Genomic DNA, 20,927 nt, shown 5'->3' on the forward strand with positions numbered 1-20,927 from the left:
AGCTGGTGGCTGGACACCGACCAGATGCGCGGGTCGTCGGGAAAGTTCGCTCGGCGGGAAAAGTTTTCTCAGAGCCGCGCCGGAACGGGGTGGAACAGCGTGAGCTGACGTACCCGCCCCTCGCGCAGCACCTGCAACCACAGCGCCGCCGGCGGGCAGTGGTCCGGGTTGTCCGGCGGGCTGATCAGGTCGGTCTCCCAGATGAGCACGTCGCCGCTGGCCACGACGCTGCGCAGCCGTTGTCGTACCCCGGCGTTCAGGTCGCTGGTCATGCCACGCAGCGCCAGCTCGGGCCCGCCGCGTGGCCCACCGGGAACGATCATCTGAGCCTCCGGCCACCAGGTGTCGTGGACCACCTGGTCGAAGTCGCCCCGCATCGCCGTGGCGATCATGTCGACGCCCTCGCGCCACCGCGCGTCGCCGGCCGCGCGGACGTCGGCGTGGGCCGAGGTCGCCGCCGCGCGCAGGCCGCCGGCGAGGGCCCGCCGGGCGTGGCTGAGGCGGCTGCGGACGGTGCCGACCGGCACGCCGCAGACGGCCGCGATCTGGTCGTACGAGGAGGCGTCGCTGAAGTAGCGCAGCATGGTGACCAGGCGGTCGGGCTCGGACAACTCGCCGATGGCGTGCCACACCCAGTCGCGCAGCGCGCCGGAGTCCAGGGACTCCTCCGGGGTGGGATCGGTGGCGGGGTGGGCGAACCACTCCGGATCGGCGACCGGCGTCGGACGCGGCGCGCGCAGTGTCATCCGGGCGTTGTTGCGGACGACCGTGCGCAGCCACGGCCCGACAGCTGCCGAGTCACGGATCTCGCCGACGCGCCGCAGCGCCGTCACCATCGCGTCCTGCACGGCGTCCTCGGCATCCGATCCGTAGCCGAGCAGGCTCATCGCGACCGCCCGCATGCCCGCCTCGTGGCGGGTCAGCAGCACGCCGAGCGCGCCCGCGTCGCCCGCCTGCGCGAGCGTCACCAGTTCGGCGTCACCCAGCGTCATGCCCGGTTCCTCCCCGAAACACCTGTTCTGAACACGTCTGCTCTTCAAGCGTACGGCGGACCGGCGCGAGGACGGTGCGGCCGTTGTCGGCGGCCGGCGGCCACGGGTGTTCCGGGGTCGCCGATCTGCGGCCGGCACGCCGTGTGGCGGTGCGCACGCCTGGGCCAGGATGGGAGCGTGGACATCGAACCGGTCGACGGCGCGCCCCGGCAGGCGTTCCGCTGGGCGCTCCTGCGTCAGCGCTGGGAGGACCTCACCTTCCTGCACTGGGCCGTCGCGCCGGAGGTCGTCGCGCCCCTGCTGCCCGCCGGCACCGCGCCGGACACCATCGGCGGGGTCAGCTACGTCGGGCTGATCGGCTTCCGGATGGTCGGGCTGGGCTTCGGTCGTGGGCCGGGCGTGCCGTACCTCGGCACCTTCGCCGAGACGAACGTCCGGCTCTACTCGGTGGACGACACCGGCCGGCGTGCCGTCGTGTTCCGGTCGCTCGACGCGTCCCGCCTGGTGCCGGTGCTCGTCGCGCGGGCGACGCTGCGTCTGCCGTACCTCTGGTCCTCGATGCGGCTGGACCGCGACGGCGACCGACTCACCTACCGGTGCCGGCGACGCTGGCCCGGTCCGGCGGGCACGGCGAGCCGGATGGAGGTCCGGGTGGGGGAGCGCATCGCCGATCCGACCGGAGTCGAACACTTCCTCACCGCCCGCTGGGGGCTGCACACCCGGGCGTACGGTCGCACGCGGCACCTGCCGAACTGGCATCCCCGCTGGCCGTTGTACCGGGCGGAGCTGCTGCGCCTGGATGACGAGCTGGTCGCCGCGGCGGGCCTGCCGGCGCCGGTCGGGCCGCCGGTCAGCGTGCTCTACTCGCCCGGCGTCGGCGTGCGATTCGGGCCGCCCGTCGCGCTCCGGCGGCCCGGCTGAGTGACACCGGGCCGCCGGTTGGTCAGTACCGTCCGCCCTCGGGGGCGGGCAGGGCGTCCAGGTCGGCGAGTTCCTCCGCGCCGAGCCGCACGTCGCCGGCCGCGCAGTTGTCCACCAGGTAGGTCGGGGTCTTGGTGCCGGGGATCGGGATGACCCGGTCGCCCTGGGCGACGACCCACGCGAGCGCGACCTGCGCGGGGCTGACGCCGGCCCGTTCGGCGACCTCCCGGACCCGGGCGACGATGGCGAGGTTGGCGCGCAGCGCCTCCTGCTGGAAGCGCGGCAGGCCTCGTCGGAAGTCGTCCGCCGGCAGGTCGTCGAACGAGGCGAATCGTCCGGCGAGGAAACCCCTGCCCAGCGGAGAGAACGGCAGGAAGGCGATGCCCTGCTCGACGCAGTACGGCAGCACCTCGGCCAGCGGATCCCGGGTCCACAACGACAGCTCGGACTGCACCGACGCCACCGGATGCACCGCCTGGGCCCGCGCGATCTCGGTCGCCGTCACCTCCGACAGGCCGATCTGTCGCGCCTTGCCCGCCGCGACGACCTCCGCCATCGCGCCCCAGGACTCCTCGATGGGCACCTCGGGGTCGACGCGGTGCAGTTGGTAGAGGTCGACGTGGTCGGTGCCGAGGCGACGCAGGCTGTCGTCGATCGCTGCGCGGATGTGCTCCGGCCGGCCGTTCCTACCGATCGTGGGTAGTTTGCTGGAGCCGTCGGCCGGCGGCGTCGCGACCAGTCCGACCTTCGTCGCCAGGACTGCCCGCTCCCGGTGGCCGTCGGCCAGTGCCCGCCCGACCAGCTCCTCGTTGGTGTACGGCCCGTACACATCGGACGTGTCGATCAGCGTGGCGCCCAGATCCAGCGCCTGCCGGATCACGGAGATCGAAGTGTCGTCGTCGCGAGGGCCGGTGATGTCGTATCCGTGGCTCATGCCCATGCACCCGAGACCGATGACGCCGACCTCGGGCCCCGCACTGCCCAGCGTGGTGGTTCGCATGACCCCTACGCTACGACCGCGGCCTGCCGCCCGGCGCGGTGGCGGCGCTCACTACTGTCGCGTGGTGCGCATCCGCGAGTTCGACTGGCCCGACTAGGACCGCGTCGCGGCGCTCTGGAGAGCGGCGGGCCGGGACGTGCTGCCGCGTGCCGAACTGACCGCCAAACTGGCCCGGGACCCGGAGCTGTTCCTGGTCGCCGAGGTGGACCGCGCCGTCGCCGGAGTCGTGCTCGGCACGTACGACGGCCGACGGGGCATGATCCTGCGACTGGCCGTGGACCCGGCGTGTCGCCGCCCGGGGTATCGCCACCACGCTGGTCGTGGAGCTGGAGGAGCGGTTCGCGGCGTTGGGGTGTCCACGGGTGAACCTGCTGGTCCTTCCGCAGGACACGGCGGCGCTGCGGTTCTGGCAGGCGCTGGGCTACCTGCCCCAGCCGGACGTGCTCTGCTCCAAACCGTTGGACGCCGCCACGAGCCGGTGAGCCGCGCCGCCGGCTGACCGCTCGCCGTGGCTGACCGGCGGGCGGTCCCACCTCGACACGGAATTCGGCGGCTGTGTCGAGAACGGCACCGCCTGCTTCGACCACAGGATGAGGGCCGGACACGACCGGTCCCACCGGCGGGCTGACACCGCAGCGACCAAGGAGTGGACCGATGACGAAGGTGACGACCGGGGCGACGATGTCGTTGGACGGCTACATCGCGGACGCCTCCCACGGCGGCTTCGAGCACCTCTTCCAGTGGTACGGCAGCGGTGACGTCGAGACGCCGACCGCCCACCCCGAGATGACGTTCCGGACGTCCGCCGCGAGCGCCCAGCACCTGCGGGACCTCAACCAGCGGACCGGAGCGCTGGTCGTCGGCCGGAGGCTGTTCGACATGACCGGCGGGTGGGGTGGCCGGCACCCGATGGACGTGCCCGTCGTGGTCGTCACGCACACCGTGCCGGAGGGCTGGGCACCGGAGAACGACTCCTTCGTCTTCGTCACCGACGGCGTCGCCAGCGCCATCGACCGCGCGAAGGCGCTCGCCGGTGACAAGGAGGTAGGGGTCAACGGCGGCACCATCGCGGCCCAGGTCGTCGAGGCTGGCCTGCTCGACGAGGTGCACGTCGACCTGGTCCCGGTCGTGCTCGGTGCCGGCGTCCCGCTCTTCGCCGACCTGAAGATCGCACCACTTCAGCTCGACGGTCCCTTCCGCGTCGTCGAGGGCGACGGCGTCACGCACCTCGCCTACCGCGTACGGCCGGCGGCCTGACCGCGTCGGGGCCGGCCCGCGCGGGCCGGCCCCGAGGCGCGGCAGCGCGCTGCTCGAGGTGGCGGCGATATCCCGGGCGGTCAGCGGTCGACGCGACCGCGCGGGTGGTGGTCATCGGTCCGGCCTAGAATCGACAGGGCTCACTGTTCCGTGCGGCGTGGGCTGGGGCTACCACGAAGGGCGGTGTGTGGCATGGGGCCGGACGAGCGACGACGGTTGTTCGAGCAGGCGCGGGAGCGCTCGACGCGACAGGAGACGTGGGCGGAGGCCGACCGGCTCTGGAGCCGGGTGATCGAGGCGTACCGGGAGGCCGTGCGGGGGCCGGGCCGGGCCGCGCGGGAGGACCAGCAGCAGTTGGCCCGGGCGCTGTGGCGACACAGCATGCTGCTGTCCGCGCGGGGCTGGGCCGCCGACGCGATGGCGCCCGGCGGTGAGGCGGTCGTCGTCTTCGAGCGGGTGTACGACGCCGTGGCGGCCGAGTTTGCGAGCGTGCTCGCCACGCCCCGGGACGAGGCCCTGGCCGAACTGATCACCGCGCTCGTCGATCTGGCCGAGGTCTCGTTCGCCGCTGGTCAGCCCGCCACCCGACGGGACCTGTTGGAGCGTGCCGTGACGACGGGTCTGACCTCCGCCGGGTCGCCCCCGTCCGCCGGGCCGCGGACCCGGGAGGCGATGGGGACGGCCTACCACAACCAGGCGGTCGCGCTGCTGCACCGGCACCTCACCCGGCCGTCGCCGACCGAGGGCGCCCAGGAGGCGGCGCTGGCGGCGTCGCGGGCCTGTGAGCTGCGACAGGGTCTGCTGGACATGGCGCGTCCACTGTCGTTCTGGGAGATGGCCAACACCTACGGGGTGTACGCCCAGTGTCTGGTCCTGATCGGTGACCTGGACCGGGCGGCCATCGTGCTGTCGATGGGCAACCGGTTCGTCGAGACGCTGGGCCCGGCCGCCGCCGAGCCGGCCCAGAAGTTGCGGGTCGCGGCCGAGATGTTGGCCCGGGAGAAGGGTGGGTCGCGGGGCGGGGCCGGTTCACGTCGCTGGGGCCGGCGGCGCTGAGCCGACTGACCCGGCTTGCATGGAATCGTCGGCCATCGATATTGTGCGCGAAGGCGCCGCCCCGCCGCAGACCATCACCGTCGATCCGAAGCGGGTTCCGCATGCGCACACTGAGACTTGTCACGTCGCTGGCCGTCGCCGGCCTGCTCGCCGGCGCGGTGGCGACGATCGCCACGCCGGCCAGCGCGGCGACAGCCGCGTTCTCCGTGACCAACAGCTGGGGCAGTGGCTATCAGGGCCAGGTCACGGTCACCAACGACACCTCCGCGCCGATCAGCGGCTGGCGGGTCGAGTTCGACCTGCCAGCCGGGTCGCGCATCAGCCAGTCGTGGAACGCCCAGCAGGTGACCGCCGGCAGCCACTACACCTTCAGCAACGTGTCGTGGAACGGCACCCTGGGCGCTGGCGCGTCGACGTCGTTCGGCTTCCTCGTCGACGGCACCGGCACCCCGGTGAACTGCACCATCAACGGCAACGGCGTCTCCTGCTCCGGCGGAACGCCGCCCACCACGCCACCGCCGACCACTCCGCCACCCACGACCCCACCGCCCACCACCCCGCCGCCCACCACGCCGCCGCCGACCGCCGGTACGCCGGTCGAGCGGTACGGGCAGCTCCGGGTCTGCGGCACGACGATGTGCGACAGGTCCGGCGCGCGGGTGCAGCTGCGCGGCGTCAGCAGCATGTGGCTCAACTGGGAGACCGCTCCCTACGCCGAGAACCTGTCCGCGCTGCGCTGGATGCGGGACAACTGGAACCTCCAGGTGATCCGCGCGGCGATGGGCGTCGAGCCGGCCGGGGCGTACCTGAGCGATCCGAACAGGGCGCGGGCGCAGGTGGAGACCATCATCAACAACGCCGTCAGCGCCGGGGTCTACGTGATCGTCGACTGGCACGCCCACGAGGCGCAGAACAACCAGTCCCAGGCGGTGGCGTTCTTCGGTGACCTGGCACGCCGCTACGGTCACCTGCCCAACGTCATCTGGGAGACGTGGAACGAGCCGTTGCAGTTCAGCTGGACCGGCGTCATCAAGCCGTACCACCAGGCGGTCGTCTCCGCGATCCGCGCCGCCGACCCGGACAACATCGTGGTGCTCGGCACGCCGACGTGGTCGCAGGACGTGGACGCCGCGGCGGCCAGCCCGCTCTCCGGCACCAACCTCATGTACACATTGCACTTCTACTCCTGCACCCACGGCGCGTCGCTGCGCGCCAAGGGCGACGCGGCGATCCGGGCCGGTCTGGCGCTGTTCGTTACCGAGTGGGGGGCCAGCAACGCCGACGGCGGCCTCGACGGTCGCGCCTGCCTGCCGGAGGCGCAGTCCTGGATCGACTGGATGAGGGCGAACGGCATCTCCTGGACCGCCTGGAAGCTCGACGTCGGCACCGACACCACCAACCTGCTCAGCCCCGGCGCGCCGGTGACCGGCGGATGGAACAACTACCTGCACGGTCACGCGCCGTTCGTGGTGGCCAACATGAGGTGACCTCGCCGCGCGCTTGATCGACTCCAGATCGCCGATGTCGGGGTATCCGAGCCAGTGGGATGCCCCGACATCGGCGATCACGTGTCGATCACCCACCCGCGGCCTTCGCCGGGGCGGCACCTGAGGCTTGCGGCTCGGTGTCCGAAGGTGATCAGAGGACCGGTGACCACGAGGCGGAACAGCGCGTCACCTTAACGTGCCGGAAACACCCTCGGTACCAAGCCTGGGAACGCTCGTCGGACAGTCGAGACCACCGACACGCGAACCGGGGTGACCATGGTCGACAACACCACGAACGCGGCGACGTTCGACGGGCCGGTGGGCCGGTCCGGCAACGGACGAGCCGTGCCCGCGTCCCGTCCGGCTCCGGCCCCACCGGGTCACGACGACCCGGCGGACCTCGCCACCCTCGGTGTGGAGGAGGAGTTCCACGTCGTCGACCTGCACACCCGGGAGCTGGTGCCCCGGGCCGGCGAACTGCTCGACCGGCTGCCGGCCACGTCGTTCACCGCCGAACTGCACCGCAGCGTGGTGGAGACCAACACCGCCGTCTGTCGCACCCTGGACGAGATCCGCGCCGAGCTGACCCGGCTGCGGCAGTCGGCGATCCAGGTCGCCGACCGGGCCGGGCTGGGCATCGTGGCGGCCGGTACGGTGCCGCTGCGCGCCGACGGCGACCCGAGCGTCACCCCCACCTCGCGGTACCGGCGGATGGTCGACGAGTACCAGTTGCTCGCCCGCGAGCAGTTGATCTGCGGCGCGCAGGTGCACGTGGGCGTCTCCGACCGGGACCTGGCGGTGGCCGTCACCCGTCGCGTCCAGCCGTGGCTGCCGGTGTTGCTCGCCCTCTCCACCAGCTCGCCGTACTGGATGGGCCAGGACAGCGGCTACGCCAGCGTCCGCTCGCTGGTCTGGCAGCGCTGGCCCACGGCCGGCGACCCGGGCGAGGTGACCAGCGCGGCCGACCACGAGGCCCTGGTCGCCGAGCTGATCTCGTCCGAGACCATCACCGACCCCGCCATGATCTACTTCGACGTCCGGCCGTCGGCGCACGTGCCCACCGTCGAGCTGCGCATCACCGACGCCAACGCCGACGTCGAGACGATCGTCCTGCTCACCGGCCTGTTCCGGGCGCTCGTGCGGCGGGAGGTGGCCGCGCTGCGCGCCGGTGTCGAGCGCACCGCCGTCCGGCCGCCGGTGCTGCGCGCCGCCGTGTGGCGGGCCGCCCGCTCCGGCCTCGAAGGTGACCTGCTCGACCTGCCCCGCTCGGCGCGGCCGGTGCCCGCCGCCGAGGCGGTCCGCCGCCTCGTGGCCGACCTGCGCCCCCAGTTGGAGGCGACCGGCGACTGGGAGCAGGTCCGCGAGCTGACCCGGTACGCCCTCGACCGGGGCAGTTCCGCCGCCCGACAGCGACGGGCGTACGAGCGGCGGGGCCGGCTGGCCGACGTGGTCGACCTGCTGCTCGACGAGACCCGGGGTCGGGTGCGCGCCCCCCTGCCCGGTGCGACGCCCCCGCCCGCGCTGTCCACGTACGCCGACGCCGGCGACGAGGTCTTCGGCCCGGCCGGGCCGACACCCGCGTACCGTCCGCTGCTCACCGCCCTGCGCGCCCTCGGGGCCGTCGGCCTGCGCCACCGCGAGCACGACCGGGACGAGGAGCAACGCGCCCGGGGCGTGACCTTCAGCGTGGCCGGCGAGGCCAGCACCCGCCTCTTCCCGGTGGACCTGGTGCCCCGGGTGGTGCCCGCCGACGACTGGCGGACGCTGCGCGCCGGCCTGGTACAGCGCGCCCGCGCGCTCGACGCGTTCCTGCGCGACGTCTACGCCGAGCGGGCCGTGGTGGCCGACGGTGTCGTACCGGCCTGGGTGGTGGAATCCTCGCCGGGGCTGCGCCCGACCGGCGCGCTCATGGGCCGACACGGCACGCGCGCCCAGGTGTCCGGAACTGATCTCGTGCGCGACCCCGACGGCGGCTGGTACGTGCTGGAGGACAACCTGCGGGTGCCCTCGGGCATCGGCTACGCCGTGCAGAACCGCCGGCTCACCCAGGCGGTGCTGCCCGAGCTGCCGGTGCCCGCCGACCTGCTGCCCGCCGACGAGACGCCGGCGATGCTGCGCCGGGCGCTGGTCGCCGCCGCGCCGGCCGCCGCCGACGACCCCGCCGTGGTGGTGCTCAGCAGCGGCCCGGGTGACCCGGCCTGGTTCGAGCACCGGCTGCTCGCCGACGAGATGGGCGTGCCGCTGACCGAGAGCGGTGACCTGCTGGTCCAGGACGGCCGGGTGCACATGGTCACCGAGGGCCACCGCAGCCCGGTGGACGTGATCTACCTGCGGATGGACGAGGAGGCCCTGCTGCACGCCCCGGGCGCGGACGGGGTGCCGCTGGGCTGGCCGCTGCTCGCGGCGGTGCACGCCGGGCGGCTCACGCTGGCCAACGCGCTCGGCAACGGCGTCGGGGACGACAAGGCGCTGTACGCGTACGTGCCCCGACTGATCGAGTACTACCTCGGGGAGAAGGCGCTGCTCGGCGACGTGCCGACGTACCTGTGCGGGGTGCCCGAGCAGCGCGCCGAGGTGCTGGGCCGGCTCGGCGAGCTGGTGCTCAAGCCGGTCGACGGGTACGGCGGCGACCGGGTGGTGATCGGCCCGCGCGCCGAGGCCGAGGAGCTGGACGCCGTCCGGGAGCAGATCCTCGCCGCCCCACACCGGTGGATCGCCCAGGAGATGGTCACGCTCACCACCCACCCGGTCTTCGACGGTACGGCGCTCGCGCCTCGCCACGTTGACCTGCGGGCCTTCGTGTTCCTCGGCGAGACTGCGGAGGTGGCGCCGGTGGCCCTGACCCGGGTCGCGCCGGCCGGCAGCATGATCGTCAACTCGTCGCGGGGAGGTGGGTCGAAGGACACCTGGCTGCTCGGCGGAGCCGGAGAGCCCTCGGTGTAACCCACGCTTGATGCGGATGTCATCGGGACGCAACCGGGCCCACCAAGCCTGGACCGGTCAGCGGCCCGAGCGGACCGAGCCGATGAGAGGTGTGTGCCATGTGCGGTATCGGAGGCGAGTTCCGCCTCGACGGGGCGTCACCGGACCTGGCGGCCCTGGAGCGGATGCTCCCCGTCCTGTCGTCCCGCGGCCCGGACGGTGAGGGGCGGTGGCAGCACGGTCCGGCGGCGCTGGTGCACCGCCGGCTGCGCATCATCGACCTGTCCGACACCGGCGCCCAGCCGATGGTCGATGCTGAGCTGGGCCTCGCCCTGGTCTTCAACGGCTGCATCTACAACTACCGGGAGCTGCGCGACGAGCTGACCGCCGCCGGCTACTCCTTCCGGTCCACCTCGGACACCGAGGTGATCCTCAAGGCGTACCACCGGTGGGGGACGGCGTGCGTCGAGCGGCTGTTCGGGATGTTCGCGTTCGCCCTGGTCGAGCTGGCCACGCACACCCTCGTGCTGGCCCGCGACCGGCTCGGCATCAAACCCCTCTACCTGGCCGAGACGCCGGGCCGCATCCGCTTCGCGTCGACGCTGCCGGCGCTGCTCGCCGCCGGTGACGTGGACACCGACCTGGACCCGGTGGCGCTGCACCACTACATGAGCTTCCACTCGGTGGTGCCGCCGCCGCGCACCATCCTGGCCGGCGTCCGCAAACTCCCGCCCGCCACCGTACGGGTGATCACCGCCGACGGCCGCAGCACCGACACCGTCTACTGGCAGCCCGAGTTCAACCGCGCCGCCGCGCCGGCCATGTCCGCCGAGGAGTGGCAGGAACGGATCATGGCGGCGTTGCGGACCGCCGTACGGCGGCGGATGGTCGCCGACGTGCCGGTCGGCGTGCTGCTCTCCGGGGGGCTCGACTCCAGCCTGATCGTCGCCCTGCTCGCCGAACAGGGCCAGACCGGACTGGCCACCTTCAGCATCGGCTTCGAGGCGGCGGCGGGGGAGACCGGCGACGAGTTCGACTACTCCGACCTGATCGCCCGCCACTTCGACACCGACCACCAGCAGATCCGCATCGACGCCGCCCGCTTCGTGCCGGCCGTGCACGACGCCATCGCCGCGATGAGCGAGCCGATGGTCAGCCACGACTGCGTGGCGTTCCACCTGCTCTCCGAGGAGGTCTCGAAGCGGATCACCGTGGTCCAGTCGGGCCAGGGCGCGGACGAGATCTTCGCCGGCTACGACTGGTATCCGCCGATGGCCAACGTCTCCCGCGAGGACGCCGTCGAGGCGTACGCCCGGGTGTTCTTCGATCGTCGCCACGACGCGCTGGCCGGCCACCTGGCGCCCGAGTGGATGCTCGACCACGACGCGAGCCTGGAGTTCGTCACCGCCCACTTCGGCGCGCCGGGCGCGGACACCGCGCTCGACGCGGCGCTGCGCCAGGACAGCCTGGTGATGCTTGTCGACGACCCGGTCAAGCGGGTCGACAACATGACGATGGCGTGGGGGCTGGAGGCCCGCGTGCCGTTCCTCGACCACGAGGTCGTCGAGCTGGCCGCCGCCTGCCCACCGGCGCTCAAGCTGGCCCTGGGCGGCAAGGGCGTGCTGAAGGCCGCGAGCCGGGGCATCGTCCCCGACGAGGTGATCGACCGGCCCAAGGGCTACTTCCCGGTGCCGGCGATCCGGCACCTCTCCGGCCCGCTGCTGGACGACGTCCGGGACGCGCTGACCGCGCGCCCGGCGCGCGAGCGCGGCCTGTTCCGCAAGGACTACCTGGAGGAGTTGCTGGACACGCCGAACGCCCAGCGGACCACGTTGGGTTCCAACGCGCTCTGGCAGCTCGGGCTGCTGGAGCTCTGGTTGCAGCGGATCGGGGTTTAGATGAGCGTACGGACCGAGGCGCCGCACCGGACCCGCCCCGCGCGGCACCGGCCGGCGGTGACCCCGCCTCCCGGCGAGGATTTCGCGCCCGCGCCGTCGCCGGACGGCCGGCGGGTGGCGTACGTGTCCGACCGGGCGGGCACCCCGGCCGTCTGGGTCCGGGACGTGGACGCCGTCGAGGCCGTCGCGCTGCCCGGCGGTGACGAGCCGGTCCTCTCGGTGAGCTGGTCCTCGGACGGGCAGTGGCTGGCCTGCGTCGTCGCGCCCGGCGGCGCGCCCCGCACCGAGCTGTGGGTGCTGCGCCCGGACGGTACGGGACTCCGCCAGGTCGCCGGCTTCGGCCGCCGCAGCGCGAGCCTGTCCCGGTGGCTGCCCGGCGGCGCGCTGATGGCGGTCACCGAGAGCGCCGAGCGGAGCGCCGCCGTGCTCATCGACGCCGAGACCGGGCACCGGCGGGTGCTCGCCGAGGACGACCTGCTCACCCTCCTGGACGTCACCGACGACGGCGGGTCCGCCCTGCTGCGGCGTGGCCCCCGTAACGCCCGCTGGCTGGAACTGCTCAACGTGACCACCGGCGACCGGGTACGCCTGCTGCCGGACACCGGCCGGGGCAGCACCGACCAGGGCTGGTTCGGCCCCGACGGGACGAGCGTGCTGGCGCGTACCGACGCGTTCTCGGAGCTGGCGGCGCTGGTGCGCGTCGACCTCGCGCGACCGACGTCGGCCCCGACGCGCGTCGCGGCGCGGCCGGACGCGGAGCTGGAGCACGTCGCGCTCGACACCCGGCGGGAGCGGGCCGCGCTGCTGTGGAACACCTACGGCGGGCGCAGCGAGCTGAGCCTGTTCGACCTGACCAGCGGCGTCCAACGGGCGGTGACCGCCCCCGGCGAGGTGCTCGGCGACGCGGTCTTCGCGGCCGGCGGTGACCTGCTCTGCCTCACCGCGCAGGGACCGGTGCAGCCCCGTGAGGTGTGGCTGGTCGACCCGGCGACGGGCGATCCGCGCGCGCTGCGGCCGGACACCGACGCCGCGCGTACGGGTGGCCCGGGTGTCGCGCCGCAGTTGGTCGACCTGCGTGCCCACGACGGGTTGCCGCTGTCCGGTTGGCTCTACCGCCCGGCCGGTCCGGGCCCCTGGCCGACGGCGATCAGCCTGCACGGCGGCCCGGAGGCGCAGGAGCGTCCCGGCTACAACCCGCTGTTCCAGGCCCTGGTGGCGCAGGGCGTCGCGGTGTTCGCGCCGAACGTGCGCGGCTCGTCCGGCTTCGGCCGTTCCTTCGTCACCGCCGACAACCTCGCCGGCCGGTACGGCGCCATCGCCGACGTGGCGGCGTGCGCCGAGCACCTCGTCGACAGCGGTGTCGCGATCCCGGGCCACCTGGGCTGCCTGGGCCGCTCCTACGGCGGCTACCTGGTACTCGCGGTGCTGGTGAACTTCCCCGGCCTGTTCGCCGCGGGTGTGGCCGAGTGCGGCATCTCCGACTTCCGCACCTTCTACGCCGGCACCGAGCCGTGGATCGCCGCCGCCGCCGTCAGCAAGTACGGCGATCCGGCGCGCGACGCAGAGCTGCTGCGCGACCTGTCGCCGATGACCCGTATCGACCAGCTCGACGTGCCGGTGCTGCTCATCCACGGCGCGAACGACACCAACGTGCCGGCCGGGGAGTCGGCGCAGGTGGCGCGGGCGCTCGCCGCCCGGGACGTGCCGCACGGGCACCTCGTGCTCGCGGGTGAGGGGCACGACTTCCTGGCCCGCGACAACGCCGAGGCGGCGCGTACGGCCACCACCTCCTGGCTGAACCGGCACCTCGCCACGACGGTGATCACCCTCGGCTGAGGCGTTATCCTGCGCCGGTGGACGTCACGGCGCAGGGTGAGCGGCTGGCCGCCGACCTGGGCCGGTCCCTCGCCGAGCTGACCTTCGTCGACCTGGACACGGACGAGGTCACGGCGCGGGTGATCGACGCGGTGGTGCGGTGGGCCAGCGCGCAGGGCTGGCGGGTCTACCGGCGGGCGCCCAGCGTGCTGCCGTTGCCGCCGCCGATGCAGCAGCGGCACTCGGTCCTCGACGTGGCGTGCGCCCGCCCGGACGGGCCGCCGGTGGTGGTGGAGGTCGACCACACCGACCGGGCCCGGACGGTCCAGAAGCTGACCGCGGAGGCGGACGCCGGGCGCATCCCCATCTGGGTGCGCTGGGGCGTCGGCCGGTTCACCGTCCCGCCACCACCGGTGGCGATGGTGACCGTCGAGGTCACCCGACGCCCCGGGCCGGCCGGGCGTGGACGCCTGCACAGCCGCGTCGACGACCGGCCCGCGCCGGAGCATTCTGCCGGCGGCGGCACGGCGGCCACGCAGGCGCTGCCGATCCCGCTGGTAGAGCCGCTGGTCGACCCGCTTTCGGACCCGCTTTCGGACCCTGGCAAGGGCACCTGAAGCGAATCGTAAGCGGGGCCGGGCAGTGTCCTGGGTGTCACCGGAGAACACGACCGACACCCAGGAGATACCGATGCGCAAGCTCGTCAACTCGACCTACATCACCCTCGACGGCGTCATCGAGAACCCGATGTGGACCGCGCCGTACTTCGACGAGGAGGCCATGGGCCTCGCCGGCGAGCTGACCGACGCCGCCGACGCGATGCTGATGGGCCGGGCCACCTACGACGGCATGTCCGTCGCCTGGCCGCAGCAGGACGAGAGCGACCCGACCACCGGCGCGGCCTACTTCAACAACGTCAAGAAGTACGTCGCCTCGACCACCCTCACCGACCCCACCTGGAACAACACGGAGGTGCTCCAGGGCGACCTGGTCGAGGCGGTCCGCACGCTCAAGGCCCAGGACGGCAGGAACATCATCCAGTACGGCTTCGGCTCGGTCACCGCCCAGCTCGTCGACGCGGGCCTGGTGGACGAGGTCCGCTTCTGGATCCACCCCGTGTTGCAGGGCGCGTCCAGCGTGACGACGCCGCTGAACGACTTCACGGCGTCGTTCGACCTGGTCGACACCCGGGTGCACAAGAGCGGCGTGATCGTCGCGACGTACCGGCCGAAGAGCGCCGCCTGACCGTCGCCTTCAGAGCTGAGCCCGGGCCTCGTCCGGGCTCAGCTTCGTGCCCTCGTCGACGAGCGCGTCGAAGCGGTCCGGCCCGAGGGCGGCCCGGACCCGCGCGGTCACCCGGTCGACCTCGTCACGTTCGGCCGGCGCGCACGGCGACCGGGTGGCCAGGCGGGCGGCCGTCGCCGCGCCGAGCAGCCGGGCCGCGACCTCCGGCACGCGTACCGCCGACGCCATCCCCTCCAGCGCGAAGATCGCGTCCCGGGGCGCGGCCATCGCCTCGGCGGCCTCGAACGCCTCGACGTGCAGGGCCAGCGCGGCGTCCGGGTCGCCACCCTGCTCGATCGCGTGCCCCAGCTCGACCAGGACCGGTGGCAGGTACAGCGCGGTCTGCGCCTCCGCGCGCCCCCGCTCGGCGAGGTTGCCGAGGTGGGTGACGGCCAGGTCGAGCTTGCCGTCGCGGCGGGCGGCCAACCCGAGGCTCAGCTCCGCGAAGACCAGCGCGCCCGGGGCGTCCTGCTGCACCGCCAGGTGGTACGCGCGTTCGGCCAGCTCCCGGGCCTGCGAATAGTCCCGGGTCTGCACGGCCAACCAGGCCAGCCAGGACAGTTCGGTGCACACCTGCGGCCACAGCCGTAACTCCTCGGCCCAGCGCAGCCCCTCGGTGTGCAGCGCGGCGGCGCGTTCGTGGTCGCCGCGCATCTCGGCGAGCCCGCCCACCCACTCGGTAGCCTGGAGCCGGCCCCACCGGTCGCCGATCTCGGCGAAGAGCGTCGCGCTGCGGGTCGCCGTCCGCTCCAGGGTCGCCTGGTCGCCCGCGACGTGCGCGATCTTGGCTTGCGAGGCGAGCACGGCCGCCTCGGTCCACGTGTCGACGTCTGCCGGCATCAGCTCCACGGCCAGTGCCAGGTCACTGTGCTCGATCAGCGCGTTCGCCGCGAACCACGCGCCCCGGCCGCCGGGGTCGCCGGCGACCGCCGCCCGGACGTCGGCCGGCGCGACCGCCGCGCCCCGCAGCAGCGCGAACCCGACCCGCCAGGGGGCCGCTCTGCGCTCCTGTTCCGGGTCGCCGGTGACGGCCAGGGCCCGACACGCCTCGGTGAGCCGGCCGCGCAGATACCAGTACCAGCTCAGCGCGACCGCCAGTCGCAACCCGCCCCCGTGGGCCAGCGCGGCGCGCAGGTTCGCCGTCTCGGCGTCCAGCAGCGCCAGCCACCGCCGCTGCTCGGGCCCGCGCAACTCCGGGTCGGCCCGCTCGGCCAGCTCGGTGTAGTAGCCGGCGTGCCGCGTCCGGACCTCGTCGGCGTCGTTCAGGCGGTCCAGGCAGAACGCGGCGACCGATTCGAGCAGCCGGTACCGCGGCCCGTCCGGTGCGTCGTCCAACACCACCAGCGACCGGTCCACCAGCCGGGCGAGGGCGTCCAGGTCGGTGCGGCAGACCAGCTCGGCGGCCTCCGGCGTGCAGCCGTCGCGGAGCACCGCGAGCCGGGCGAGCACCTGCCGGTCGGTCTCGTCGAGCAGGTCCCAACTCCAACCGATCACCGCGGTCAGCGTCCGCTGGCGCGGCGGCACGTCGCGTTGCGGGGTGCTGAGCAGCCGGAACCGGTCGTCGAGGCGTTCCACCACGCCCTGCACGCCAAGGGCGCGCACCCGGGTCGCGGCCAGTTCCAGGGCCAGCGGCAGACCGTCCAGACGACGGCAGAGCTGGGCGACGGCCGGCGCGGTGCGCTCGTCGAGGCGGAAACCGCGCTGCTGGGCGGCGGCGCGGGCGGCGAACAACCGGGCCGCCGGCGAGCGCCGGACCGCGTCCGGGTCACCGTCCGACGGCGGCAACGACAACGGGGGTACGTCCCAGAGCAGTTCGCCGGTCAGACCGAGGGGCTCCCGGCTGGTGGCGAGCACGTGCACGCCGGGCGCGTCACGCAGCAGCCGGGCGACCAGCGCGGCGACCGGCTCGACGACGTGTTCGCAGTTGTCCAGCACCAGCAGCAGGTGCCGTTGGCGCAGCGCCGTGACGAGCCGGTCGGTGGGGGACAGGCTGGCGCCGGCGGCCTCGCGAACGTCCAGCGCGCCGAGCACCTGCTCGGCGACGCCCGGGTCGCCCGCCGGCAGCGGCGCCAGCTCGACCAGCAGCACGCCGTCCGGCGGAGACTGGGTACGGGCGGCCTCGGTGGCCAGCCGGGTCTTGCCGACACCACCCGGCCCGACCAGCGTGACCAGGCGCTGCCCGGGCAGCAGGGCTCGCAGCTCGGTCAACGCCTCGGCCCGACCGACCAGCTCGTCGAGCTGCGCCGGCAGGCTGTTGCGGATGATCGCGGCCTTCGGCGGCGCGCTCAGACCGGCGTCCTGTTCGAGGATGCGGCGGTGCAGGGCGACCAGTTCGGGGCTCGGGTCGAGGCCCAGCTCGTCGGCGAGCCGGTCCCGCAGCTCGGCGTAGCTGTCCAGCGCCTCGGACTGGCGACCGGCCGCGTACAGCGCGCGGAGCTGCACCGCCCGCAGCCCCTCGTGCAGGGGATTGCGGGCCACCAGCTCGGCCAGGTCGGCGGCGGCCAGGTCGTGCTCGCCCCGGGCCACCCGCGCCTCGGCCAACCGCTCGTGCACGGCGAGACGCTGCTCGGCGAGTCGGGTCGCCTCGGCGCGGACGAACTCGGCGTCGGCCACGTCGGCGTACGCCTCGCCCCGCCACAACGCCAGCGCCTCGGTCAGCGGGCCGACGTCGGTGTGCCGGGCCAGTTCGGCGAACCGGTCGGCGTCGACCGTCCCGGCCCGCAACAGGTAGCCGGGCGCGCGGGACTCGACCAGGTCGCGGGCACCCGGCTCGGCGTCGTTGAGCGCCTTGCGCAGCTGCGACACCCGCACCTGGAGCGCCCCGGTGGGGTTGGCGGGGGAGTCGTCACCCCACAGGTCGTCGATGAGCCGGTCGGCGGAGACGACCTGGTTGCGGTTGGTGAGCAGGTCGGCCAGGAGGACGCGGACCTTGGCGCCGGGCACCACCACCGGCTCGCCGGCGTCCGTGGTGACGGCGAGCGGCCCGAGCACCCCGAACTGCACGGCGGTCATCTTATGGCCTGTATCGACGTCCCCGGTCGGACCGAAGGGTTCGGCACAGTTCCGAACGCCGGTAAGCCGACCTGAAGCGGACCGTAAGCGGGCCGGCGCACCGTGTGGGCATGGACATCTACCACGAGACTCACGGCACCGGCGAGGGCCGGCCACTGCTGCTCATCCACGGCGCGCTCTCCGGCATCGGCACCTCGTTCGGCACGATCCTGCCGCTGCTCGCCCGGTCCCGGCGGGTGATCGCCGTGGAGTTGCAGGCGCACGGCCACACCCCGGACGTCGACCGTCCACTGACCGTCGAGCACTTCGCCGCCGACGTGGTCGAGCTGCTCGACCGCCTCGGCGTCGACCAGGCCGACGTGTACGGGTGGAGCATGGGCGCGGCGGTGGCGCTGCGCCTCGGCACCCACCACGCCGACCGGGTGGGGCGGCTGGTGCTCGCCTCGGTGAGCTTCGACGACGCGGGCCTGCACCCCGGGCTGCTCGACGGCATCCAGGATCTGCGACCGGAGCACCTGCACGGTTCGGAGTTCCACGACGAGTACCTGCGGACCGCCCCGGACCCGGCCGGCTGGGCCAACCTGGTCACCAAGATGAAGGTGCTGGACGCGAACCTGCCCCGGTGGACGCCCGAGCAGGTCGCGGCCCTGGCCGTACCCGCCATGCTCGTGCTGGCCGACGCGGACATCGTCCAGCCCGAACACGCGGTACGGATGTTCCGCCTGCTCGGCGGCGCGGTGCCCGGCGACCTGACCGGGCTACCGTCCTGCCGCCTGGCCATCCTCCCCGGCACCACCCACACCACGATCCCGCACCGCGCCGACTGGCTGGCCCCCATGATCGACGAGTTCCTCGACGACCCGGTGCTGGCCCGGTGACCCACCCGCCCCGCAGCCCGGGCTCTGCGGCGTCGATCATGGACTTGTGGTGGCCATCTTAGCCATCAAAGTCCCTTTTGTGCACCACCACAACTACATGATCGGCGGGGCGGGGGCGGGGGCGGGAGGGGTGGGTGGGGTCAGGGGTTGAAGGCTCGGCGGTAGGCGGTGGGGGTGGCGGCGAAGGCGCGGCGGAAGTGGGCCCGCAGGTTGGTGGCGGTGCCCAGGCCGGTTCGGCGGGCGACCTCGTCGACGGTGACCGTGCCGTCTTCGAGCAGGCCACACGCGGCGCGTAGGCGCTGCTGCGTGAGCCACGCCTGCGGGCTCATGCCGAAGCGGTGCCGGAAGGCGCGGTGCAGCGTACGGGTGGACTGGTGGCCGCGTCGGGCCAGGTCCGCGACGGTCAGCGGCAGGTGCAGGTGGGCGGTCGCCCATTCGGTGACCACGGCCAGGGCGGTGTCGTCGGTGGGTTGCAGCGGAATGAACTGCGCCTGCCCGCCGGCCCGGTGCAGCGGAGTGACCATGACCCGGGCGCGCTCGATGGCCGCCGCCTGGCCGTGGTCCCGGCCGACCAGGTAGAGGCACAGGTCGAGGCCGGCGGCCAGCCCTGCGCTGGTCAGCACCTGTCCCTCGTCGACGTACAGCGCGTTCGCGTCGACGGTGACCGTGGGGTGCTCCCGGGCCAGCGCCTCGGCGTGGACCCAGTGGGTGGTGGCCCGCCGGCCGTCGAGCAGCCCGGCCTGGGCCAGCGCGAACGCGCCGGTGCAGATCGACGCCACCCGGGCACCCCGGTCGTAGGCGGCGACCAGGGCGTCGAGCGCTCGGGCCGGCGCGGGTCCGCGCCGGAAGCCGGGCACGATGACGGTGTCCGCGTCGCGCAGGGCCTCAAGGTCGGCCTCGACGCTCATGCCGAGGCCGGCCGTGGTGGTCGGCAGCGCGCCGATATCCGGGGCGCAGATGGTGGTCGCGTACCGGCCCTGGCCCTCGTGTCCGAAGACGTGTGTCGCGATGGTCAGGTCGAAGGCGACGACGGGCGGCAGGGCGAGGACGGCGACCCGGTGCGTGGCGGATTGCTTGTGCACAGTGGCAAGAATGCCACTCGTCAGAGCCGGCGGCCGGACGAGATCCTGGCCGGGTGCGGATACAGATCGTGGTCTTCGACGGCTTCGACGAACTTGACGTGTTCGGTCCCTTCGAGGTGCTGGCGATGGCGGGATTCGCCGTCGAGCTGGTCGCGGTCGAGCGGCCAGGGCCGGTACGCAGCATGCGGGGGGTGACCCTGCACGTGCCGACGGTGCTCGGGCCGGCCGACGGCATCGTCGTACCGGGTGGGGGTTGGCTGAACCGGGCCGCCGCGGGGTCGTGGGCGCAGGCGCAGCACGGGGTGCTGCCTGCCCGACTGGCCGCGCTGGCACCCGCGACGCGCTGGCTGGCGTCGGTGTGCACGGGCAGCCTCCTGCTCGCCGCCGCCGGGCTGCTCACCGGACGGCGAGCGACCACCAACCGCAACGCGTACGAGGAGTTGCGGGCGTACGGGGTCACCGTCCTCGACGAGCGGGTGGTCGACGACGGGGACCGCATCACCGCGGGCGCGCTCTCCGCCGGGCTGGACCTGGCCCTGTGGATCACGGAACGCGAGGTGGACGTCACCACTGCCGACCGGGTCGCCGCGACGATCGAGTACCGGCGGGCGGCCGGACCCGTCGGTGGCAGAATGGTGGACGATGACTGACCATGTCCTGTCCGTTCTGGGCCGCGAGATCGACGCGTTCACCGGTGCCCTGGTCGAGGTGCCGCCGCCGGAGTGGGAGCGGCCTTCGCGCTGCGATCCGTGGCGGGTACGCGACGTGGTGGGGCACGTCATCGTCGTACTCTCGCGGGTGCCGGACATGGTGGCGGCGCCCGCTCCCGGGCGGGCCGGGACCACGGCGGCGCAGTACTACCGCGCGGACGGGCGGTTCAGCGACGACACGAACGACGAGCGGGTACGGACGGCGCAGCGCCGCGCGGCCGACCCGGACGCGGCGACACTCGTGCGGGATCTCGCGGACACCGGGCGGGCCGTGGTCGAGGTGTGCCGCGACGAGCCCGCCGGCCGGGTGGTCCGGACCCGGCACGGCGACGCCATGCTGCTGTCGGACTTCCTGACCACCCGCCTCGTCGAGGTGGTCCTGCACGGCCTCGACGTCGCCGACGCGCTACCCCGCGAGCCGTGGCTCACCCCGGCCGCCACCGAACACCTGCTGCGCCTGCTCTTCGGCCCACAGTGGCGGGTCGCGGTCGACGCCACCGGAGACCCGATCACCCTCCTGCGCAGGGCGACCGGACGCGCCCCCGCCACCGCCAACGACCGCCGCGCCCTGGACCACCTGGGCCTGCGCCCCCTGACCCTGGGCTGACCCCCA

The 20,927-nt window shown here is 73.7% G+C and carries 17 protein-coding genes and 1 pseudogene; 14 read left to right on the forward strand and 4 right to left on the reverse strand.

The annotated features are described in order from the left end of the window. Positions 1 to 68: 68 nt before the first annotated feature. Positions 69 to 992: a sigma-70 family RNA polymerase sigma factor gene (locus tag AB0I89_RS00060; protein WP_357117538.1), complete on the reverse strand. Its 924-nt coding sequence runs from the start codon at positions 990 to 992 to the stop codon at positions 69 to 71. Between the two features lie 177 nt (positions 993 to 1,169). Here AB0I89_RS00060 and AB0I89_RS00065 point away from each other — a divergent pair, with 177 nt between their 5' ends. Continuing rightward, positions 1,170 to 1,913 carry a DUF2071 domain-containing protein gene (locus AB0I89_RS00065; RefSeq protein WP_357117541.1) on the forward strand — a complete coding sequence of 248 codons (744 nt, stop codon included), beginning with the start codon at positions 1,170 to 1,172 and terminating at the stop codon, positions 1,911 to 1,913. 22 nt (positions 1,914 to 1,935) lie between these two features. Here the strand turns inward: AB0I89_RS00065 and AB0I89_RS00070 are convergent, their stop codons facing one another. Continuing rightward, a complete protein-coding gene (locus tag AB0I89_RS00070) occupies positions 1,936 to 2,913 on the reverse strand; it encodes an aldo/keto reductase (RefSeq protein ID WP_357117544.1) in 978 nt (325 codons plus the stop codon). Positions 2,914 to 3,049: 136 nt separating this feature from the next. Here AB0I89_RS00070 and AB0I89_RS00075 point away from each other — a divergent pair. The 10 genes and pseudogenes from AB0I89_RS00075 to AB0I89_RS00120 all read left to right on the forward strand — a co-directional run. Then, a pseudogene (locus AB0I89_RS00075) lies at positions 3,050 to 3,148 on the forward strand (GNAT family N-acetyltransferase); the annotation flags it as partial. A gap of 85 nt (positions 3,149 to 3,233) precedes the next feature. Continuing rightward, the gene (locus AB0I89_RS00080) at positions 3,234 to 3,395 is read left to right on the forward strand and encodes a hypothetical protein (protein WP_357117547.1); all 162 of its coding nucleotides are present in this window, start codon (positions 3,234 to 3,236) and stop codon (positions 3,393 to 3,395) included. A gap of 172 nt (positions 3,396 to 3,567) precedes the next feature. Continuing rightward, a complete protein-coding gene (locus AB0I89_RS00085; protein ID WP_357117550.1) occupies positions 3,568 to 4,170 on the forward strand; it encodes a dihydrofolate reductase family protein in 603 nt (200 codons plus the stop codon). A gap of 192 nt (positions 4,171 to 4,362) precedes the next feature. Then, positions 4,363 to 5,226, forward strand: coding sequence for a hypothetical protein (locus AB0I89_RS00090; protein ID WP_357117553.1), 864 nt, complete (start codon positions 4,363 to 4,365; stop codon positions 5,224 to 5,226). A gap of 101 nt (positions 5,227 to 5,327) precedes the next feature. Then, complete coding sequence (locus AB0I89_RS00095; protein ID WP_357117556.1) at positions 5,328 to 6,713, forward strand: cellulase family glycosylhydrolase; 1,386 nt, start codon at positions 5,328 to 5,330, stop codon at positions 6,711 to 6,713. Between the two features lie 276 nt (positions 6,714 to 6,989). Beyond that, positions 6,990 to 9,656 carry a carboxylate--amine ligase/circularly permuted type 2 ATP-grasp protein gene (locus AB0I89_RS00100; protein ID WP_357119377.1) on the forward strand — a complete coding sequence of 889 codons (2,667 nt, stop codon included), beginning with the start codon at positions 6,990 to 6,992 and terminating at the stop codon, positions 9,654 to 9,656. Between the two features lie 98 nt (positions 9,657 to 9,754). Further along, on the forward strand, positions 9,755 to 11,533 hold the full coding sequence (locus AB0I89_RS00105) for an N-acetylglutaminylglutamine amidotransferase (protein WP_357117559.1): 1,779 nt from the start codon (positions 9,755 to 9,757) through the stop codon (positions 11,531 to 11,533). Further along, a complete protein-coding gene (locus AB0I89_RS00110) occupies positions 11,534 to 13,369 on the forward strand; it encodes a prolyl oligopeptidase family serine peptidase (RefSeq protein ID WP_357117562.1) in 1,836 nt (611 codons plus the stop codon). It abuts the gene before it with no gap. A 17-nt stretch (positions 13,370 to 13,386) separates the two neighbouring features. Further along, complete coding sequence (locus AB0I89_RS00115) at positions 13,387 to 13,965, forward strand: hypothetical protein (protein WP_357117565.1); 579 nt, start codon at positions 13,387 to 13,389, stop codon at positions 13,963 to 13,965. Between the two features lie 73 nt (positions 13,966 to 14,038). After that, on the forward strand, positions 14,039 to 14,593 hold the full coding sequence (locus AB0I89_RS00120) for a dihydrofolate reductase family protein (RefSeq protein WP_357117568.1): 555 nt from the start codon (positions 14,039 to 14,041) through the stop codon (positions 14,591 to 14,593). Positions 14,594 to 14,602: 9 nt separating this feature from the next. Here the strand turns inward: AB0I89_RS00120 and AB0I89_RS00125 are convergent, their stop codons facing one another. Continuing rightward, positions 14,603 to 17,644, reverse strand: a complete 3,042-nt coding sequence (locus AB0I89_RS00125; protein WP_357117571.1) for a BTAD domain-containing putative transcriptional regulator — start codon at positions 17,642 to 17,644, stop codon at positions 14,603 to 14,605. Positions 17,645 to 17,754: 110 nt separating this feature from the next. Here AB0I89_RS00125 and AB0I89_RS00130 point away from each other — a divergent pair, with 110 nt between their 5' ends. Then, entirely contained in the window at positions 17,755 to 18,522 is a 768-nt protein-coding gene (locus AB0I89_RS00130) for an alpha/beta fold hydrolase (protein ID WP_357117574.1), read from the forward strand. A 140-nt stretch (positions 18,523 to 18,662) separates the two neighbouring features. Here the strand turns inward: AB0I89_RS00130 and AB0I89_RS00135 are convergent, their stop codons facing one another. After that, a complete protein-coding gene (locus tag AB0I89_RS00135; protein ID WP_357117577.1) occupies positions 18,663 to 19,604 on the reverse strand; it encodes a helix-turn-helix domain-containing protein in 942 nt (313 codons plus the stop codon). 53 nt (positions 19,605 to 19,657) lie between these two features. Here AB0I89_RS00135 and AB0I89_RS00140 point away from each other — a divergent pair, with 53 nt between their 5' ends. Together AB0I89_RS00140 and AB0I89_RS00145 are read left to right on the forward strand one after the other, a co-directional pair. After that, entirely contained in the window at positions 19,658 to 20,254 is a 597-nt protein-coding gene (locus AB0I89_RS00140; RefSeq protein WP_357117580.1) for a DJ-1/PfpI family protein, read from the forward strand. After that, on the forward strand, positions 20,247 to 20,921 hold the full coding sequence (locus tag AB0I89_RS00145) for a maleylpyruvate isomerase N-terminal domain-containing protein (RefSeq protein ID WP_357117583.1): 675 nt from the start codon (positions 20,247 to 20,249) through the stop codon (positions 20,919 to 20,921). The genes AB0I89_RS00140 and AB0I89_RS00145 overlap by 8 nt, the downstream gene beginning before the upstream one ends. Positions 20,922 to 20,927: the final 6 nt, after the last annotated feature.

It is taken from the genome of Micromonospora sp. NPDC049801 (genome assembly GCF_040656575.1).
Taxonomy (GTDB): Bacteria; Actinomycetota; Actinomycetes; order Mycobacteriales; family Micromonosporaceae; genus Micromonospora.

Coding starts and splice junctions, on each gene's coding strand:
- AB0I89_RS00110 (WP_357117562.1), top strand. CDS start 11,534: ATGAGCGTACGGACCGAGGCGCCGCACCGGACCCGCCCCGCGCGGCAC.
- AB0I89_RS00090 (WP_357117553.1), top strand. CDS start 4,363: ATGGGGCCGGACGAGCGACGACGGTTGTTCGAGCAGGCGCGGGAGCGC.
- AB0I89_RS00105 (WP_357117559.1), top strand. CDS start 9,755: ATGTGCGGTATCGGAGGCGAGTTCCGCCTCGACGGGGCGTCACCGGAC.
- AB0I89_RS00070 (WP_357117544.1), bottom strand. CDS start 2,913: ATGCGAACCACCACGCTGGGCAGTGCGGGGCCCGAGGTCGGCGTCATC.
- AB0I89_RS00060 (WP_357117538.1), bottom strand. CDS start 992: ATGACGCTGGGTGACGCCGAACTGGTGACGCTCGCGCAGGCGGGCGAC.
- AB0I89_RS00085 (WP_357117550.1), top strand. CDS start 3,568: ATGACGAAGGTGACGACCGGGGCGACGATGTCGTTGGACGGCTACATC.
- AB0I89_RS00100 (WP_357119377.1), top strand. CDS start 6,990: ATGGTCGACAACACCACGAACGCGGCGACGTTCGACGGGCCGGTGGGC.
- AB0I89_RS00125 (WP_357117571.1), bottom strand. CDS start 17,644: ATGACCGCCGTGCAGTTCGGGGTGCTCGGGCCGCTCGCCGTCACCACG.
- AB0I89_RS00145 (WP_357117583.1), top strand. CDS start 20,247: ATGACTGACCATGTCCTGTCCGTTCTGGGCCGCGAGATCGACGCGTTC.
- AB0I89_RS00130 (WP_357117574.1), top strand. CDS start 17,755: ATGGACATCTACCACGAGACTCACGGCACCGGCGAGGGCCGGCCACTG.
- AB0I89_RS00095 (WP_357117556.1), top strand. CDS start 5,328: ATGCGCACACTGAGACTTGTCACGTCGCTGGCCGTCGCCGGCCTGCTC.
- AB0I89_RS00120 (WP_357117568.1), top strand. CDS start 14,039: ATGCGCAAGCTCGTCAACTCGACCTACATCACCCTCGACGGCGTCATC.